Annotated in this window: 15 protein-coding genes and 3 pseudogenes; 13 read left to right on the top strand and 5 right to left on the bottom strand. The window is 64.5% G+C overall.

Going from position 1 to position 15,081, the window contains the following annotated elements; translation table 11 throughout:
* Positions 1-16 precede the first annotated feature (16 nt).
* A protein-coding gene (locus tag ACTJKF_RS30930) for an IS5 family transposase (protein WP_440628511.1) occupies positions 17-774 on the bottom strand; the annotation gives its coding sequence in 2 pieces (ribosomal slippage) (positions 17-459 and positions 459-774; 759 coding nt in all).
* 327 nt (positions 775-1,101) lie between these two features.
* On the opposite strand from ACTJKF_RS30930, the gene ACTJKF_RS30925 reads away from it, so the two are divergent.
* From ACTJKF_RS30925 to ACTJKF_RS30910, 4 genes are all read left to right on the top strand, one after another.
* Positions 1,102-2,658 (top strand): PAS domain S-box protein, encoded by a 1,557-nt coding sequence (locus ACTJKF_RS30925; protein WP_440628884.1) that lies wholly within the window; start codon positions 1,102-1,104, stop codon positions 2,656-2,658.
* A 160-nt stretch (positions 2,659-2,818) separates the two neighbouring features.
* Positions 2,819-3,031: a CsbD family protein gene (locus ACTJKF_RS30920; RefSeq protein ID WP_440628883.1), complete on the top strand. Its 213-nt coding sequence runs from the start codon at positions 2,819-2,821 to the stop codon at positions 3,029-3,031.
* 412 nt (positions 3,032-3,443) lie between these two features.
* Positions 3,444-4,595, top strand: coding sequence for a branched-chain amino acid ABC transporter substrate-binding protein (locus ACTJKF_RS30915; RefSeq protein WP_440628881.1), 1,152 nt, complete (start codon positions 3,444-3,446; stop codon positions 4,593-4,595).
* A 210-nt stretch (positions 4,596-4,805) separates the two neighbouring features.
* Positions 4,806-5,978, top strand: coding sequence for an NAD(P)/FAD-dependent oxidoreductase (locus ACTJKF_RS30910; protein WP_440628879.1), 1,173 nt, complete (start codon positions 4,806-4,808; stop codon positions 5,976-5,978).
* 144 nt (positions 5,979-6,122) lie between these two features.
* Here the strand turns inward: ACTJKF_RS30910 and ACTJKF_RS30905 are convergent, their stop codons facing one another.
* The 3 genes and pseudogenes from ACTJKF_RS30905 to ACTJKF_RS30895 form a co-directional block, all read right to left on the bottom strand.
* The gene (locus tag ACTJKF_RS30905) at positions 6,123-6,686 is read right to left on the bottom strand and encodes a LuxR C-terminal-related transcriptional regulator (protein WP_440628877.1); all 564 of its coding nucleotides are present in this window, start codon (positions 6,684-6,686) and stop codon (positions 6,123-6,125) included.
* A gap of 161 nt (positions 6,687-6,847) precedes the next feature.
* Positions 6,848-6,958: pseudogene (locus ACTJKF_RS30900) on the bottom strand (DUF5943 domain-containing protein); the annotation flags it as partial.
* A gap of 23 nt (positions 6,959-6,981) precedes the next feature.
* Complete coding sequence (locus tag ACTJKF_RS30895; RefSeq protein ID WP_440628875.1) at positions 6,982-8,328, bottom strand: MFS transporter; 1,347 nt, start codon at positions 8,326-8,328, stop codon at positions 6,982-6,984.
* Between the two features lie 201 nt (positions 8,329-8,529).
* Here ACTJKF_RS30895 and ACTJKF_RS30890 point away from each other — a divergent pair, with 201 nt between their 5' ends.
* From ACTJKF_RS30890 to ACTJKF_RS30850, 9 genes and pseudogenes are all read left to right on the top strand, one after another.
* Positions 8,530-8,718, top strand: coding sequence for a hypothetical protein (locus ACTJKF_RS30890; protein WP_440628874.1), 189 nt, complete (start codon positions 8,530-8,532; stop codon positions 8,716-8,718).
* Positions 8,719-8,889: 171 nt separating this feature from the next.
* A complete protein-coding gene (locus ACTJKF_RS30885; RefSeq protein ID WP_440628873.1) occupies positions 8,890-9,150 on the top strand; it encodes a helix-turn-helix domain-containing protein in 261 nt (86 codons plus the stop codon).
* Positions 9,151-9,414: 264 nt separating this feature from the next.
* Positions 9,415-9,627: a hypothetical protein gene (locus ACTJKF_RS30880; RefSeq protein WP_440628871.1), complete on the top strand. Its 213-nt coding sequence runs from the start codon at positions 9,415-9,417 to the stop codon at positions 9,625-9,627.
* 93 nt (positions 9,628-9,720) lie between these two features.
* Positions 9,721-10,182, top strand: a complete 462-nt coding sequence (locus ACTJKF_RS30875; RefSeq protein ID WP_440628869.1) for a GNAT family N-acetyltransferase — start codon at positions 9,721-9,723, stop codon at positions 10,180-10,182.
* 343 nt (positions 10,183-10,525) lie between these two features.
* Positions 10,526-11,026, top strand: a complete 501-nt coding sequence (locus tag ACTJKF_RS30870; RefSeq protein ID WP_440628867.1) for a hypothetical protein — start codon at positions 10,526-10,528, stop codon at positions 11,024-11,026.
* A gap of 392 nt (positions 11,027-11,418) precedes the next feature.
* Entirely contained in the window at positions 11,419-12,618 is a 1,200-nt protein-coding gene (locus ACTJKF_RS30865; RefSeq protein WP_440628865.1) for a PLP-dependent aminotransferase family protein, read from the top strand.
* A 12-nt stretch (positions 12,619-12,630) separates the two neighbouring features.
* A complete protein-coding gene (locus ACTJKF_RS30860) occupies positions 12,631-12,819 on the top strand; it encodes a hypothetical protein (protein ID WP_440628864.1) in 189 nt (62 codons plus the stop codon).
* An 86-nt stretch (positions 12,820-12,905) separates the two neighbouring features.
* Positions 12,906-13,382, top strand: a pseudogene (locus tag ACTJKF_RS30855) (pyridoxamine 5'-phosphate oxidase family protein); the annotation flags it as partial.
* A gap of 372 nt (positions 13,383-13,754) precedes the next feature.
* Positions 13,755-14,798, top strand: coding sequence for an alpha/beta fold hydrolase (locus ACTJKF_RS30850; RefSeq protein WP_440628863.1), 1,044 nt, complete (start codon positions 13,755-13,757; stop codon positions 14,796-14,798).
* A 141-nt stretch (positions 14,799-14,939) separates the two neighbouring features.
* Here the strand turns inward: ACTJKF_RS30850 and ACTJKF_RS30845 are convergent.
* A pseudogene (locus ACTJKF_RS30845) lies at positions 14,940-15,081 on the bottom strand (virulence factor); the annotation flags it as partial.

The following is a 15,081-nucleotide window of genomic DNA, read 5'->3' as shown; positions in this document are numbered from 1 at the left end:
CTAGGGCGTGTTCACACTATCGCAAGCCTTCAATGATCAAGGCGAAGTTGATAAAGGCAATGAACATCACATCGAGCTTGTCAAAGCGCGAGAAGATGCGCCGAAAGCCCTTCAAGCGGCGGAACAGTCGTTCGACTTCGTTGCGACGCTTGTACATTTCGCGGTCGTACTCCCAAGGCTCAACGCGTGTCCGCAACGGCGGTACGACGGGAATGAAGCCAAGGTCGAGCGCGAGTTGCCGGGTTTCGTTGCCCTCGTACGCTTTGTCCATCAGGAGGTACAGCGGCCGGTTCGGCGGCCCCAGACTTTCGAGAAGTGCGCGCCCCTGCGGAGCATCGCCAGCTTGGCCGGGCGACAGAGCAAACGTTACGGCTGTTCGAGCATCCGCGGCAACCATATGAATCTTGGTTGTCCATCCTCCGCGAGATTTGCCGATGGCTTGTGGACCGTTTTTTTTAATGCGCCGGTCCCGTCAGGATGAACTTTGACGATTGTGCTATCCAGCGATACCGCTTCGATCCGGACACGGATAATCTGCGCGCGCTGCAACTCCGTGAACACCCGGTCCAGCACACCGCTGCGGGACCAGCGGTTCATGCGCGTGTAGATCGTGTGCCAACGGCCGAAGCGCGAAGGCAGGCCGCGCCACTTGCAGCCATGCTCGGCTACGTAAAGGATTGCATTGAGCACTTGCAGGTTCGACAGACTTACATTGCCTCGTTGGCGCGGCAGGCAATGTTCGATCTGTTTGAATTGGGCTTCGGAGATTTCCATCTCCGAAGCATAACCTCAAACCGATAGTGTGAACACGCCCTAGTGCGTTTGCACGGGGACGGAACGCAGCAGCGGGAACGGGACATGCGCCGGTGCACGCGCAACGCGCGGCGGCCGGGCGGGGGTGTGCCGCGCGCCGCTCGGCGGGATGGCGCACGGAGGCGGCGCGGCATGCGCATGTACTATCGCGCATGGTGCATCCGGGCCTGTTCGTCGCGCAGGCGGCACGCGATCATCGCGACACGCGCCGCGCGGCACAAGCTGGCGTGTGCACGCGCGAACGAGGCCGGCCCGGCCACCCTGTTGACCACGCGGACCCATCGATCCATGGACGAACGAGTAAACGAACAGGTGCTGAAGACGCATACCGACCGGCGCCAGCTGCATCAGATCATCGCGGGGCTCACCGAAGGCGTGATCCTCATCGAACCCGACCAGCGCATCGTGTGGGCGAACGAGGCCGCGCTCGCGATGCACGGCGTGACCGAGCTCAGCGCGCTCGGCGCGGATGTCACCGAGTATCGCGAGCGCTTCCGGCTGCGCTACCGGAACAACCATCCGGTGCGTGACGGCCACTATCCGATGGACCGCGTGATCGCGGGCGAGGAATTCAGCGACGTGACCGTCGAAGTCGAATCGGCCGCCGACGAGAACGTGAGCTGGGTCCACCGGATCCGCAGCCTGGTGCTGACGAACGCAGCCGGCGAGCCCGACTGCCTGGCGCTCGTGCTGCACGACGCGACCGAATGGGCGAGCGCCGAAGACCGCTTCGAGCGCACCTTCAACGCGAACCCGGCACCGGCCGTGATCTGCCGGCTCGACGATTTGCGCTACGTGAAGGTCAATCAGGGCTTCCTCGACATGACGGGCCACGCGCGCGACGACGTGCTCGGCCGCTCCGTCTACGAAGTCGACGTGCTCGAACAGGCCGAGCGGCGCGAGCTCGCGATCGAACGGCTGGGCGAAGGTGCGACGATCCCGCAGATGGAGGCCGTGCTGAAGTGCGCGGACGGCGGCACGAAGGCGGTCGTCGTCGCCGGGCAGCCGATCGACATGAACGGCGAAGGCTGCATGCTGTTCACGTTCATGGATCTCGAGCCGCGCAAGCAGGCCGAGCTCGCGTTGCGGCAGAGCGAGGAGCGCTTCGCGAAGGCGTTCCGGATGGCGCCGGTCGCGACCGCGATCGTCACGGCCGACCGCTTCGAGCTGCTCGACGTGAACGATGCGTTCGTCGCGATGGCCGGTCATGCGCGCGACGATCTGCTCGGCAAGTCCGCGGACGAGATCGGGCTGTGGGCCGAGCGCGGCGCGCGCCAGCGCATCGACAGCCAGCTTGCGCGCGACGGCACCGTGCGCAACGCGGACGTGCAGATCCGCACGCGCGACGGCGACGTGCGCGATTGCGTGGTGTCGGCCGACCCCGTCGCGATCCACGGGCAGGATTGCCTGCTGATCGCGCTGCTCGACATCAGCGATCGCAAGCGCACCGAGATGGAGCTCGTCTATGCGATCGAGACCGCGATGCAGGATGCGTCATGGTTCAGCCGCACGCTGATCGAAAAGCTGGCGAACGTGCGGCGCGCGAATGCGCCGGATGCGGGCGCGCAGCTGTCGGATCTCACCGCGCGCGAGCGCGACGTGTTCGACCTGCTGTGTCACGGCCTCGCCGACAAGGAGATCGCCGGCCGCCTCGGGCTTGCCCCGAACACGGTTCGCAATCACGTCGCGACGATCTACGCGAAGCTCGACGTCCATAGCCGCGGTGAGGCGATCGTATGGGCGCGCGAGCGCGGGATCGTCGGCGCGTCCGACACGAACGGCGCGCGAGGCGAGAAGGGCGCCGACAAGGCCGCCGACAAGGGCGGCGCGAACGGCAAGGACTGACGCCGGGCGTCGCGTATCCGGCCATCGGTGCGAATGCACCATGCAGGCTGGTGCATCCGCATCTGCCGCGCGCGGCGCGCGGCTGCGATCCTGTCCGCTCGGCGGTGCGGCGCGGGCTGCCGTGCCGTCGGCTCTCCCCAACTCATCGCAGGAGACGACCATGGACAGGAATCGCATCGAAGGGAAGCTCAAACAAGTGAAGGGTTCGGTCAAGGAAGCACTCGGCAAGGTGACGGGCGACCGCGAGACGGAAGCGGAAGGCGTGGCGGAGCAGCAGGCCGGCAAGATTCAGGAGAAGGCCGGCGAGGCGGCCGATGCGGTGCGCAGGCATACGGGCATCGACAGCCATATTGACCGCCGCGAGCGCGACTGATCGCATCGCGCGATGCGCGTCGCGTCGTGGCTGCCGGAAGCCGCGATGATGCTTCAACGGCATTACCCGGCGCAACCTGGCGCACCGGCGCTTGCGCGCATCCCGCCTGAAATTTCCCCTTTCCCGACCCGCCGTCGCGCGGGCCGTGTATCGTCTGCGGCATCGGGACTTGATGACAATTCCTCACAACGTAGTTCCGATATTTCGTTTGCTGCACGCGTATTGGCTACCCACAATCGGCTCACCTCTTTCGCGCTGACAGGTTCTTCGGAGACGGAACCGCGGTGATCGACCGGCAGGCGCCGCGCCCGTGCGCGACGCCCCGGCGACAAATATTCACCGGCACGCGGGAGGCCGCCGGCGCGCGAGGGTCGCGCGTCGCATCCCGACCTACAGAAGAAAGGATTGGCCGATGACGTTCCGCATTCGCTCGCTTTCCGGCATCTCGCTGACCGCCGCGATCTTCGCGTTCCAGATGGGCGTGGCCCACGCGCAGGAGACGGTCGTCAAGGTCGGCGTGGCCGTGCCGCTGACCGGCAGCGGCGCCGCCTATGGCAAGGACATCGAGAACGGCGTGCGCATGGCCGTCGACGAGGCGAACGCCGCGCATACGACGATCGGCGGCAAGCCGGTGAAATTCGTCGTCGCGTCGCAGGACGACCAGAGCGATCCGCGCATCGGCGTGCAGGCCGCGCAGCAACTGACCGACGCGCAGGTGGCCGTCGTGATCGGCCACTTCAATTCGGGCACGACGCTCCCGGCATCGAAGATCTACGCGAAGGCCGGCATTCCGATGATCACGCCGTCGGCGACCAATCCCGACATCACGCGCGCCGGGCTCGGCACCGTGTACCGCGTGATCGCGACCGACACGCAGAACGCCGGCAATGCCGGCGCGTATGCGGCGAGCGTGACCAAGGCGAAGCGCATCGCGATCATCGACGATCGCACCGCGTTCGGCCAGGGCGAAGCCGACGAGTTCGAGAAGGCCGCGAAGGCGAACGGCGGCACGATCGTCGCGCGTGAATTCACCAACGACAAGGCCGTCGACTTCAGCGCGCAGCTCACGAAGATCAAGAGCACGAATGCCGACCTGGTGTTCTTTGGCGGCCTCGACGCGCAGTCCGCGATGCTCGTCAAGCGCATGCGCCAGCTCGGCATCCGCGCGCGGTTCCTGGCCGGCGGCGGCGTGATGAACGCGAACTTCATCAAGCTCGCCGGCAATGCGGCCGAAGGCGCGTCCGTGTGGGAATACGGGCAGCCGCTGTCGCGTCTCGCGAAGGGCAAGCAGTTCGAAACGAAATTCAAGCAGAAGTACGGCGTCGACATGCTCGCGTATGCGCCGTTCGCGTACGACGCGACGTGGATCGCGATCAACGCGATGCAGAAGGCGAATTCGACGAAACCGGCCGATTTCAACGGCGCGCTGAAGGGCACGCGCTACGACGGCATCACCGGCACGATCGCGTTCACGAACACGGGCGACCTGAAGAACCCGAGCTCGACGCTGTATGAAGTGAAGAACGCCGCGTGGCAGCCCGTCACCACGCAAACGGCGGACTGAACACCCGAAATACCCGAACGCGCGCGGACTTTCGCGGCGAGCCCGGACGTGCTGAAATAGCCAGGGCGACCGGATGCGATCGCGGCGCATGTCGGGGTGATTCGCCGGGCGGTCATGGTCCGCCGCGCACGGCGCCGCGCGCGACGCGGCATGAACAACCTTCGGGCGCGGCCGGCTGGCCGCGCCTTTCACGTGCAACTGGAGTCAGTCGTGAGTTCTCAAGTCGTCATCGTCGGCGGTGGTGTGATCGGCAGCTCGATCGCCTATTTCCTGCGCGCTACCGATCCGACGGTGTCCGTGACCGTCATCGAACGCGATCCCACCTATGCAAAGTCGTCGTCGGCGCTGTCGGCCGCGTCGATTCGCCAGCAGTTCTCGACGCCGCTATCGATCGAGATGTCGCTGTTCGGGATCGACTTCCTGCGCACGATCGGCGAGCGGCTCGAGGTCGACGGCACGCGCCCGTCGATCGACCTGCATGAAGGCGGCTATCTGTTTCTCGCGACGCCGGCAGGCGACGCGACGCTGCGCGAGAACCATGCGCTGCAGACGAAGCTCGGTGCCGATATTCGCTTGATGGATCGCGATGCGTTGCGCGCGAAGTTTCCGTGGCTGAACGTCGACGATCTCGTGTCGGGCGCGTATGGCGTGAGCGGCGAAGGGTGGTTCGACGGTTACGGGCTCGTGCAGGCGCTGCGCAAGAAGGCGCAGGCGCTCGGCGCGCGCTACGTGCCGGCCGATGTGACCGGCGTCGTGCGCGACGGTCGCAAGATCACGCACGTGACGACGAGCGACGGCGAGCGCTACGCGTGCGACACGCTCGTCAACGCGGCCGGCGCATGGACGCGCACGCTGTCGTCGATGATGGGCATCGACATTCCCGTGTATGCGCGACGCCGCAGCATCTTCAACGTGTCGTCGCCGGCGAAGCTCACCGATTGCCCGCTGCTGATCGATCCGACCGGCGTGTATTTCCGGCCGGAAGGGCGCACGTATATCTGCGGGACGTCGCCGAGCCCCGATCGCGATCCCGACGATCTGCCGCTCGACGAGGTCGATCACGACCTGTTCGACGAGGTGATCTGGCCGACGCTCGCGAATCGCGTGCCGGAGTTCGAAGCGCTGCGCGTGGAGAACTGCTGGTCCGGGTACTACGAGTACAACGTGTTCGATCACAACGCGATCATCGGATATCACCCCGAGCTCGACAACGTCGTGTTCGCGAACGGGTATAGCGGGCACGGGCTGCAGCAGGGGCCCGCGACCGGACGCGGGGTAAGTGAACTGATTCTGGGCGGGCGATACGAATCGCTCGACCTGTCGTCGCTCGGCTGGGAGCGGGTGCTGGAAAACCGGCCGATCGTCGAAAAGAACGTCGTGTAGCGCGGCGTGACCGCCCGGTATGGGGTGGGCGGGATTCTCCTTGTGTCTCAAACTGATTGGCCCGGCTTTTGCCGGGCTTTTTTTGGGGTTCTCCGGCGGCGGAATCGTCGGGAGCGTGACCTTCGACGTTCTCGCGTGCCCGGCTCAGGCCAGCAGGTGCGCGATCAGATCGTGGGTCGTTCGCACTTCATACTTTCTCAACAGGCTCGCGCGATGGATATCGACCGTGCGCGGGCTGATGCTCAGCTCCTTGCCGATCTCCTTGCTGGTCAGCCCGTGAACCAGGAATGCCGCGACGTCGCGCTCGCGATCGGTCAACGTGCTCGCGACGTCGGGGTGCTTGGCATCGCCCGAAAGGTCGGTGAAGGTCCAGATCGCCAATTCGAACGGCCGCTTCGGGTTGTAGCCGAAGCCGCACACGGTGACCCAGAAATGGCTGCCGTCGACGCGCCGCATGATGCGGTCGTCGCTGAACCCCGCATGCTTCGCGAGCAGCGGCGCGAGGCGCCGGCCCGTCGTCGCGAAGTCCTTCTGCTGCGGATAGAGCTTCGCGAACGACTGGTCGACGATGTCGTCGCGGGTCGCCCTGAACAGCTGCAATGCCTTCTCGTTGCAGTCGACCATGATGCGCTCCTTCGCCACGATCGCCGCGACGGGCAGATGCCTGAAGAGGTCTTCGTAGTCGAGACTGGGCATCGTGTCGGTCATGTTCGTATCGGTATCGTATCGACAGGTCCGAACGGGGTTCGGACTCGGGCTATCGGGCAGAGTCGCGCCGGTCGGATTGTAGCGATAGCGGCTGCACGAAAGTCAGCCGACGTGAAAGATGCAGCAGTCGTGACCTTCACCCGCACACCGGGCTTCGGCCGAATGCGCGCATGCGACGTCGCCGGATCGGTTTCGACGAGGCTGAACACGCCCCAGCCGCGCTGCGACAGCCGCTTCAGATAATGCTCGAATACCGCCATGCCGCCAACACCGGTTGCAGGAGCGGGACGCCCGCTCAAACCGCGCCTTCGACGCCGCGCTTCGCGGGCCGAGCGGTTCCGCCGGTTGCCGGACCTGCGTCCTCGAGTGCCGTCTTCGACGTTTCCGGCAATGCCAGGCCGCCGATCATCGCGAAGATCGACACGGCGATCAGGTAGTACGCGGGAGACAGATTCGTGCCGGTCGCGGAAATCAGCCACGTGGCGACGAGCGGAGCCGTCCCGCCGAAGATCGTGTAGGCGAGGTTGTACGTGATCGCGGATGCCGTGTAGCGGGTTTTCGTCGCGAACACTTCCGACATCAGCGGCGCCGTCACCACGCCCGAGAACACCGCGCCGATCGCCAGCAGCGCGACGCCGATCAGCGATTGCGACAGCACGCCCGAGCCGCCCAGCGAGAAGGCCGGATAGACCGACACGATGATGAAGATGCCGGTCGCGGCGATCGTCGCGCGGCGGCCGACGAGGTCGGAGAAGAAACCGGCGACCGGGCACAGCGCGGCGGCGAACAGCAGGGCGAGCACCGTCACGAGCAGCGACGTGCCGCGCGACAGGTGGCCGGCCACTTGCAGGTACGTCGCGAAATAGGTCGTGAACGTGTAGAACGACAGCGCCGTCACGGACACGAACGCACCGAGCTTCAGGATGTTCCACGACTGCGAGTGCAGCGTTTCCATCAGCGGCGCATGCGCGATGTCGTGCTTGCCTTCGAGCGCCTGGAACGCGGGCGTTTCGTTCAGGTTCACGCGCAGGTAGACGCCGATGAGGCCGACCGGTGCCGCGATCAGGAACGGCACGCGCCAGCCCCAGTCGATCATCGCCTGCGACGACAGCGACGCTTCGAGCAGATACGCGACCACTGCCGCGCAAGCGAACGACGAGAAGGTCGACACCGGCACGAAGCTGCCGAAGAACGCGCGGCGGCGGCGCGGTGCGTGTTCCATCACGTAAGCGCAGGCGCCCGCGTATTCGCCGCCGGCCGAAAAGCCCTGCACGCAGCGGATGATCGTGAGCAGCAACGGCGCCCAGTAGCCGATGCGCGCGTAGGTCGGCAGCAGGCCGATCAGCGTCGTCGAGCCGGCCATCATCAGGATCGTCAGCGCGAGCGTGCGCTTGCGGCCGATGCGATCGCCGATGACGCCGAAGATCAGGCCGCCCAGCGGACGGAACGCGAAGGCCACCGCGAAGACGGCGAACGTCTTCAGGAGTCCGATGGTCGGGTCGCCGCTGGGGAAGAATTCACGGGTCAGGATGGTGGCGAGAAAGCCGTATGCGGCGAAATCGAACCATTCGACGAAATTGCCGATGGCCGCTGCGGCGATCACGCGCCGGAGCGTTTGGGTGTCGACGTCCTGGGTGGTCATGGTGGTGTCCTCTTCGTGTGGGCGCGTCGGATCGCGTCGAAAACCATGGTAGGGACGCCAATTACCTAGGTCCATACGTGTCGATTACCTAGGTAATCGGGGCGGGGCGGGCGTGGCGACAGGTCGATTCAACGGCCGGAGTTGCATCCGGAACCGCGGGAGCTAGACTGAAAGTGTCCCTTGCGAACCATGGAGGGAGAGATGACGACCATCTATGTCGTGAAGACCGGTCTGCAGTTCCTCTGCAGGGGCGAGGACGGGGACATTGGCATGGCACCCGTCGTCGAAGACGCCATGTCGTTCCTGTCGTATGAGGAAGCGAAAAAGGTGGCGGACGAGCACGCCGATAGGGGGTACGAAATTGTGGCCGTCGACATCGCTGACCGTTGACGGGCGTTCGCTGGCGGCCGTCGCAACAGATTTTGGTCGCCGCATGGCCACAGAACGGACATTTTCCTAGATATTTGCATCCCGGGCGCGACATGTCTCGGGATGGAAGTCTGTGTCCCGCGGGCTACAATAAACTCGATTTCGCTGAGTTTTGATGCCCCGGGGCTACCAATGACCACATTGTCCGATGTCGGAGAGATGCTGAAAGAGGCGCGCAGCACGGCCGGACTTTCGCAGAGAGAGCTTGCGGAGCGCGCGGGCATCGCGCGCACGGCGGTTGCCCGCATGGAGACGCTCGCGAGAGGCGACATGAGCGTATCTGTGCTGGTGCGTTTGCTCGAAGCAACTGGCTATGATTTGCGAATGGTTCAGTGCGGACATCAGCGCACGCTGGACGACGTGCTGGCCGAGCAGCGCAAGACGGGGGCGTGACGACATGCGTCGTCACGCGTCCAGGTCAATCAAGCTCGTCGCTCATCTCAACCCTTGAACGATCTCTCCGCGCTGCTGCGAGGGACCGACTTGGGTGGAATTCATCGTTTTCTCTACGGCCGCAATCGGCTGCGCCGGTCGCGTGCGCTGGGCGGCGGCCGGCGGAGTTCGGCCACAAACGGTCACTCGACGTCAGCCTCTGAATCGTCGACAATCGGCGCAGGATGACGCAAGGCATGACTTGGATTGCCACAAGATCGACACATGACTACGAACCGCACAAAAACTCGGCTAGCTGGCGAGCTCAGTTGCTTCGTGCGGCAGTACGCGCGCAAGACTCAGGCCTCAGAGCCCAACGACCGGCTATACGATCGCAAGCTCGAAAAGAAAATGAAGCGCCTTTCACCGTCTGAACTGTCCGACCTTCTTTCCCAAGACGAGCAAGAGCCAGTTGAACCGGGCCGCGAGAAAGGATGAGAACGGCCAATTTCCGACGTTGCGATGCGCGCCCTAGATCAAGCACAATCGGGGCAGAAAATTACGGATGTAGCTGATATATCGATATTAAAAATGACCGTCAAGAAATCGCTCCCCGTGAATTTAGCCTTCCGAGCCACAACGGAGTCCGACGCTGACACCTTAGTCAGTATTCGTATTGCCGCGATGCGCGAAAGTTTGGAGCGCATCGGACGCTTCGATCCACAACGCGCTCGCGAGCGCTTCCTGGCGTCATTTGATCCCGTTCTGTGCCGACTCATCGAGGCCGATGGTATTCAGACAGGCTTTATCTTGATCCGCCCGCAGCAAGATCATTGGCTTCTCGATCATCTATATATCCTGCCCGAGCACCAGGGCAGAGGCATTGGCACAGCTGTCTTAAGCGACGTCTTGAAGAGTGCAGACGCGCAGTGCATGCCAATCCGCCTGGGTGCCTTGCGCGGCAGTGATTCGAACCGCTTTTACCGGCGGCATGGCTTCGTACAGACTGACGAAGCAGAATGGGACATCTACTACGTGCGCCATCCGAGCTGATTGGCCGCTTTCGGAAAGCGTGATTGTCCGGTGTCGGCAGCGGTCCTTGCTTTCCACTGCTGACGATCGAGAACTATCGTTCAACAACGCCAATAAATGTTGGACAACGGTCGGCGTACCGGATCAGATCGCGCGCTGAACGCCCCGCGTTCCGTCAGTCGCAGTAAATAACGTCAGCCAGATCTCGAGCAGCCCGCCGGACTTGCATCGCGATCGGTCAAAAATTTCGCCATCACATTTCTCCCGGACCGCATGCCCATCATGTGTCCACCACGTCCCTATCCCGTTCGGCCAGTCCTTCAGAATTCCCTATTTCTGAGATGCCTGCACGGCTAGACTGTTCATGAAGCCTTGCTTCTCGACTATCGAAGGTTGGGAGCGAACAACCCTTCACGCTGATGGCCTGAACCACCACCGTCAACGGCAAGAAGCAGCAAAGAGGAAAGAGAAGGGAGACTTCACAGCAGCAAGAAGCGCGGGCCGCATGGGCGGCAACCCATACGACCCGCTGACCACAACCAACTCACACCAGGAGTCGGAAATGACTGTCGCCAATATTAAGTCGCGTTTCAGGAAACGCAAGCAGCAAGACCCGAACACCGTGTTTCAGATGATCCTCCGCAGCACGCCGGACAAGCCGAAGCGAGGTTGGCCATACATGCCCTGGATGGCCGTCATCGATGCGCATTTCAAGCTGTTCGGATTCGAGCCGGGTGACCGTGTCTATCTCGGGATCAACCACAAGTCGCGGCAAATCACCATCACGCCTGACCACGACACGCTTGCGATGCGTGAGCAGCCTTACCATCAGCCGGGCAGCCGGAATCCGTTTGCGCGTGAATAGGCAAAGGCCGCTTTTTGCGGCCTTTGATGGGGGACCATCCGCTTCGCAATAACGCGACCGATTGCTGGGGCGCCACCGCCCCGGCCATGCGCCGGATGTCGCGATCCGCGTCAACAACTACCGTTAGCAACCGTCACGACCGCACACGCCGTGGGGCGCCAACACGCCGATTTAAAGCCGCCAAACACCCCCGATCCGTACCGACGGCACGAACTTCCCACGCCCCCAATTAATGACCAAACCGCAAGACCTAGTGCATAGATATCGTTTGCCGCGGCCTTAATGACTATCGACAATCGTGGCTCCGAATCCCGCCGTTGGCGCCAGAAGCGCCTTGGCGGGCGGCACCTGTCGGCTATCCCGGCCGTCCTTGCCATCCAGCTCACGACGACATGTACGCGTTCACGCCCTCATTCCAGAATCCTGCCGGTTCGCCGATCCGCGAGCTGTTCAAATACCTCTCCGAACCGGGGATGATTTCCTTCGCGGGCGGCTATCCGGCCAGCGACCTGTTCGACGTCGATGGCCTGAACACCGCCGCCGAACGCGCATACGCGCAGCCGGTCCGCTGCCTGCAATACGGCCCGACCGACGGCCTCGGCGAACTGAAGCAGCAACTGATCGCGTTGATGGCGCGCCGCGACGTGACGTGCACGCCGGCCGAACTGCTCGTCACGACCGGCTCGCAGCAAGGCCTCGACCTGCTGCTGCGCGTGATGGTCGCACCGGGCGACGTCGTGCTGACCGAACAACCGGCGTACCCGGCGACGCTGTCGGCGATGCGTCTGCAACAGGCGCGCATCGTGACGATTCCCGTCGACGGCGAGGGCCTTGACGTCGACCGCCTCGCATCGCAACTCGCATCCGGCGCGATCGCACAGCCGAAGCTGCTCTACACGGTGCCGACCTTCGCGAACCCGACCGGCGCGACGCTCACGCGCGAACGCCGGTTGAAGCTGCTGCGTCTCGCGGTGCAATACCGCTTCCTGATCGTCGAGGACGATCCCTACGGCGACCTGCGTTTCGCGGGCGAACCGGTGCCGTCGATGCTTGCGCTCGCGAGCGAAGTCGACGGCGCACGCGACTGGATCGTGCACTTCGCGAGCCTGTCGAAAATCGTCGCGCCGGGGCTGCGCGTGGGCTGGACGATCGCGCCGGCCGAAATCGCCCGCCGCTGCGTGATCGCGAAACAGACGGTCGACCTGTGCAGCACGCCGTGGACGCAAGCGACCGCCGCCGAATATCTCGCCGATGGCGCGCTCGAACGCCATCTGCCGCGCATCACGGCGGCCTACCAGCGCAAGTGCGACGCGATGTGCGATGCGCTGCGCGACGGCTTCGGCGACGCAATCACGTTCCATCGCCCTGAAGGCGGGATGTTCGTGTGGGCGCGTATCGGCGCGGTGTCGTCGGACGTGCTGCTGCAACAGGCGATCGCGAACAAGGTCGTGTTCGTGCCGGGCAAGGCATTCTTCGCGGACAACGTCGATGCCGCATCGCTGCGGCTGTCGTTTGCCGCGCCGGACGTCGACGCGATCCGGGAAGGCGTGGCGCGCCTCGTGCGCGCGTATGGTGCGGCGCTGGCCGCGTAAGGAGACACCGATATGAACATCATCATCAACGACACCGCATGGATGGACGAAGCGGCGAGCTCGGCCGCTGTCGGCCCCATCGTGCACAAGTCGTCGCAGATCAGCGCGGGGCCGCAGTACGTCGCCGACGTGCTCGGCCGCTTCGGCGCGGATTCGAGCGACGCGAGCGATGCGGCACCGGTCGTGCTCGGCTACAACTGAACCACGCGCGGCGGGCTCATAACGAAAACCCGCCGCCGAAACGGTTAAGCTAGCGCGATCGAATCCTGCAGGATCGCCGCGCCGTCATGTCCGAAATCAACACCGAGTCGCTCACGCAAACGTACGACCGTCTCTGGTCCTGCCTCGAATCAGGCGTCGGCGGACAGCGCTCGCCGTTCACGATGCTGCAGGCCGCGACGCTCGGCCTCGACGGCGCGCCGAAGGTGCGCACGATCGTGTTGCGGCAGGTGAGCCGCGCCGACAGCGTGCTGTCGTTCCATACCGATGCACGTTCGGAGAAGGTCGCGGAGCTGCGCCGCGATCCGCGCATCGCCATCGTCGCGAGCGATCTTGATTCGCTGGTCCAGATTCGCGCGGAAGGTGTTGCGTCGATCTGCGACGACGAAGCGCAACGCCGTGCGATCTGGCAATCAAGCCGTCCGCATACGCTGCTGTTGTATCGCGCACCGTTGCGGCCGGGCACGCCGATCGAGGCGCCCGAAGAAGCGTACGTCACGGCGAGCCAAGGCACCGGCACAGCGTCCACTGACGACGGCTACGAAGGCCGCTGGATTGCCCCCTGACGGCGACGTTCGTACGCCTGTTACAAACCCGACAAATCCCGGATACCCCGGATACCCAACAGCGGCGGCGTGCCCGAACGCTCGATCCCGCGCGACGAAATCCTCGAGCACGGGCAACCCGCCGCGCGCGGCCCGAAACGCACGGCTTGCGCGACGATTTTGAATCGCCGTGTGTCGTACCGGAACACAGATACGCTGGGATACAAAGCATCCGGATGGTTCGGATATAAATCCGGTGAAGCGCTTCACCCGGTGGCGCGGTGCCATGCGCCGCCGGCGTGAAAGGCGATACCGATTCGCCCGCACGTGCCGCGGGCCCCTTCCGTAGCGATCGACAATGGAGAACGAGTCATGCCTGATACCGTGAACACCCGCCGCCGCCTGATCCTGGGTACGACACTCGCGAGCCTGACCTTGGCCGACCTCGGGCTCGGCTCGCTGGCGCGTGCGCAGTCGGCACCCGCTGCATCGACGAACCAGAGTTCGGCCGGCGCGGCGTCGCTCGGCAAGATCCACCAGATCGACGCGGGCGTGCTGAACGTCGGGTATGCGGATCTCGGCCCGAAGAACGGCCCCGTCGTGTTCCTGCTGCACGGCTGGCCGTACGACATCTACAGCTACGCGGACGTCGCGCCGCTGCTGACGGCGGCCGGCTATCGCGTGATCGTTCCGTATCTGCGCGGTTACGGATCGACGACGTTCCGCTCGGCCGACACGGTGCGCAACGGCCAGCAGGCGGTAACGGCCGTCGACATCGTCGCGCTGATGGATGCGCTGAAGATCGACCGCGCGGTGTTCGGCGGCTACGACTGGGGTGCGCGCACGGCCGACATCATCGCGGCGCTGTGGCCGCAGCGCGTGAAGGCGCTGGTATCGGTGAGCGGCTACCTGATCGGCAGCCAGGCGGCGAACGCGAAGCCGCTGCCGCCGCAGGCCGAGTTCCAGTGGTGGTATCAGTTCTACTTCACGACCGAGCGCGGCGCGCTCGGCTACGCGGAGAATCGCGATGCGTTCAACAAGCTGATCTGGCAGCTTGCATCGCCGAAGTGGCAGTTCTCCGACGAGACGTTTGCACGCACCGCCGCATCGTTCCGGAACCCCGATCACGTGGCCGTCGTGATCCACAACTATCGCTGGCGCCTCGGGCTCGCGAAGGGCGAAGCGCAATACGACGACATCGAGCGGCGGCTCGCGTCCGGCCCGGCGATCACCGTGCCGACGATCACGATGGAAGGCGACGCGAACGGTGCACCGCATCCGCAACCGGCCGCGTATGCGAAGAAGTTCACGGGCAAGTACCAGCACCGGACGATCACCGGCGGCATCGGCCACAACCTGCCTCAGGAAGCGCCGCAAGCGTTCGCCGATGCGATTCTGCAAGTGGAGCATCTGTGATGCGGGCAGGTACGGCCGGCGCCGTGCATCGCGGCGCACGATGTGCGCTCGTCGCGAGCGTGCTGCTGGCCGGTGCGCTGGCTGCGAGCAGGCCAGCCGCGTTTGCCGGGCAGCCGAAGCCGCGTCGCCGTGTCGCATACATCACCACGAATAGCCTTGCATGCCGTAATCGGTATCGTGGCGGCGCCCCCACCACGGCAGGTAAGCGTTGTTGCCGCCACGAGCGCGGAACCAGTCCTGGTTCGGATCGATCGGCGTGAGCTTCGACGGCGGCCTGACGACG

This window comes from Burkholderia sp. 22313, assembly GCF_052045245.1.
In the GTDB taxonomy this organism is placed as follows: domain Bacteria; phylum Pseudomonadota; class Gammaproteobacteria; order Burkholderiales; family Burkholderiaceae; genus Burkholderia.
The sequence above is the reverse complement of the archived record's forward strand: the minus strand, read 5'-3'. Positions and strand labels throughout refer to the sequence as shown.